The sequence below is a fragment of the Methylocystis sp. genome (genome assembly GCF_021731785.1).
Taxonomy (GTDB): Bacteria; Pseudomonadota; Alphaproteobacteria; order Rhizobiales; family Beijerinckiaceae; genus Methylocystis.
Genome location: NZ_JAKFWS010000156.1, coordinates 1 through 3,033, shown reverse-complemented (window position 1 = coordinate 3,033; position 3,033 = coordinate 1). Strand labels below are relative to the sequence as shown.

Sequence of the window (3,033 nt, the reverse complement as noted above, 5' to 3'; positions counted from 1 at the left end):
ACCGCCGCCGGCGCTGCGGGTCGGTCAGGATTTCGGCTTTCGGAAAAGAACCAGTCATAGACACGGCATTACTCCTAACCCTTATCTTAAGGGTGGGCCGTGTCCGGGCAATTAAGGGGCTACGTCACCTGGTGCCGGCGCGGGGCCTGTCGATGGCGCTTTTTCAATGAAGCCCGGCGCGCGCTATCCGGCGCCCAGATTTTGACGAGGCGCAAGCCGAGGGCGTGCATGCGCCTGCCGGTAGCTGGCCATCCGACTGCGAGAAGAGGCGAGTTCGGCGCGCTTATACGAATTCCGCCTGATCCGTCGATTGGACCTTGTCATTCCCGGCAGGCCGAAGGCGACTGGGGAATCCAGAGCCAATCCAAGAACGTTGGTCTTGCACTGGATTCCCGATGCCAGACCGACCCGTTTTTCGATGTTGCAACCCACCGTTTTGACCAATGCAGGGCCCGTCGAGTTGTCTATTCTGTATCGGAAGGCACGAAATCTCGATGCGTTTTTTCTCGTGGATCGGGAGCGAATTCAAGTAGCGCTCGGTGAAGCGGGCGCATCCACTTTGCAACCTACCTGTGAATGGCGCGGCGAGGTCCTGGTGACTCTTGCCTGTTTCGAACACCGAGAAACGACTATCGGCCCCTATAACGAGATTGCACTTGCAGTCGCTGTGGTTCGCAAGAACGTGACACCACGCTTCGGCTAACGCGGGTGGGACCATGATTTTGCTCTCTGCACACGCCGCTGAAGCGTGCTCAATGACGATCGCAAAAGACTGTCGTTTGTTGGACAGACTTGCGGAAACGCCTCACGGCCCGTCCACGCCCAGCGCATTGGTTAGCTTGGGGTTCAAGCGCAAGAAGCACTAGTCCAAACCGAAGCGCGTCAAGATCCGGAGCTTTTTTGTCGGAAGGCCCGCAGATTCCCTGTCGTATGTAACGGACGAAATTATTGAGCGTGCTTTCCTGGATTACCGTCGACCAAGCGCTCGGGCGACGCGCTTACGCCGGAAATCGCGCAGGATTTCGCGTGCGGCGTTGTGACCGGGCGCGCCCGTGACGCCTCCGCCTGGATGGCTTCCCGAGCCGCACAAATAGAGGCCCGCGATCGGACTCCGATAGTCCGCGTAGCCCAACATCGGACGCGCCGAGAAGATCTGCCTCAGATCAAGCGATCCGTGGAATATGTCGCCGCCGATGAGGCCAAATGTTCGTTCGAGATCGAGCGGGGACAAGATCTGGCGCGCCAATACCGAGCGGCGGAAGTTCGGCGCATAATTGTCGACCGTGTCGATCATGAGATCGGCGACAGTTTCACGATGGTCATCCCACGACGAACCGTCGGGCAGTTGCGGGGCGACATGCTGGCAAAACAGGCTCGCAACATGTTGTCCGCGCGGCGCGAGCGAGTCATCGATTGTGGAAGGGATGACCAGTTCTATGATGGGACGGCGCGACCATCCAAAGGAGCGGGCATCAAAATAGGCTCGCTCCATATAGGTGAGGCTCGGAGCGATGATGATGCCCGAGGCGTGGTGCTCCGCACATGCGCGTCCTGGCAACGCAGTGAAATCGGGCAATTCGGAAAGCGCGACATTCATGCGGAATGTGCCTGACCCGCAACGCCAGTTTTCCATGCGCCGCCGAAACCCCTCGGGTAGATCGAGCGCATCGACGAGTTCAAGATAGAGGAGCTTGGGATTAATCCCTGCGGCGACGGCTGCGGCTTGGATGATTTCGCCCTCGTCCGTCTCAACGCCGACGGCGCGTCCGTGCTCGACAATGATCCGGCGCACCCGTGTTGCAAGTCTTATGTCGACGCCATGAGTGACGGCGGCTTTCGCCATCGCCTGAGTAATGGCCCCCATGCCGCCAATCGCGTGGCCCCACACGCCTTTTTTCCCATTCACCTCTCCAAAGCAGTGATGCAGTAGGACATAGGCAGTGCCAGCGGCGTAAGGGCTTGCAAAATTGCCGACGATGCTGTCGAAGCCGAAAGCAGCCTTTATCGGCGCGCTTTCGAACCAGGCGTCGAGGAAGTCGCCAGCGGAGGCCGTGAAGAGATCGAGAAAATCCCGTTGGAGGTCGAGTCCGAGCGCTCGAATTCTATTGCCTATCCTGCCGGCCTTGATCAACTCGGCAATTGCGGCAAATGTGCTGCCCTCAACGACGTTCGGCGGCGTCTCGAGCACGGCAGCGCGCAGGACATCGGCGACCGCATCTAGGCGCGCTTGATAAGCGTCCAACCTGTCTGCGTCCCTCTGCGAGAATTTTGCGACCTGCTGTTTCGTTTGGCCACCACCGACCTTTAGAAAGCCTCCTTCGTCCAAGGGCAGGAAATTGGATATCGGACGCTCGATGATCCGCATTCCATGGGCTGCGAGATCGAGGTCCTGAATGATCTTTGGGTTCAGTAGAGAGACGGTGTACGATGCAACCGAATTGGAGAAGCCGGGGCTGAATTCTTCTGTGACGGCGGCTCCTCCGACCACTGAACGCTGATCGAGCACGACGACCTTGAAGCCCGCCATCGCCAAATAGGCGGAGCAAACGAGGCCGTTGTGTCCGCCTCCGACGATGACGACGTCGTGCATGATTCATCTCACAAACGGATGGACAGATCGGGCAATGCTCGACTGCCTCTTATACCGATCCCCATTGAAGCAGACTCATTGGGTCTTCACGAATCGTCTTTCGTCTGATTCTAGTTGGCGAACTCCAGGGGGTTCGCCATGGCGGCTGCGATTGGACTGCGGGAAGACTTTGACGCGGATGCGCTTCGGGCGATTGCGAAGCGCGCGAAAGATGGGCCTCAGGCGCGCAGGCTCCTGGCGCTCGCTGCAATTTACGACGGCGCGCCGCGCGGCGAGGCGGCGAAGATTGGCGGCGTGACGCTCCAGGTCGTTCGCGACTGGGTTTTGCGCTTCAATGCGCATGGCGAGAGTGGCCTCGTTGACCGCAAGGCGCCGGGTCAACCGTCGCTCTTGAAGAACGAACATCGCGCCGCGCTCATGCGCATGATCGAGGACGGTCCGAC

At 59.3% G+C, this 3,033-nt stretch carries 3 protein-coding genes; 2 read left to right on the top strand and 1 reads right to left on the bottom strand.

Going from position 1 to position 3,033, the window contains the following annotated elements; all coding sequences use genetic code 11:
• Positions 1-379: 379 nt before the first annotated feature.
• On the top strand, positions 380-703 hold the full coding sequence (locus tag QZ964_RS19845) for a hypothetical protein (protein ID WP_292533809.1): 324 nt from the start codon (positions 380-382) through the stop codon (positions 701-703).
• A 264-nt stretch (positions 704-967) separates the two neighbouring features.
• On the opposite strand, the gene QZ964_RS19840 is transcribed toward QZ964_RS19845, so the two are convergent.
• Positions 968-2,590, bottom strand: a complete 1,623-nt coding sequence (locus QZ964_RS19840) for an NAD(P)/FAD-dependent oxidoreductase (protein ID WP_292533808.1) — start codon at positions 2,588-2,590, stop codon at positions 968-970.
• A gap of 138 nt (positions 2,591-2,728) precedes the next feature.
• Between QZ964_RS19840 and QZ964_RS19835 the strand changes: the two genes are divergently transcribed.
• A partial coding sequence (locus QZ964_RS19835; protein WP_292531264.1) for a helix-turn-helix domain-containing protein occupies positions 2,729-3,033 on the top strand: 305 nt, incomplete at its 3' end.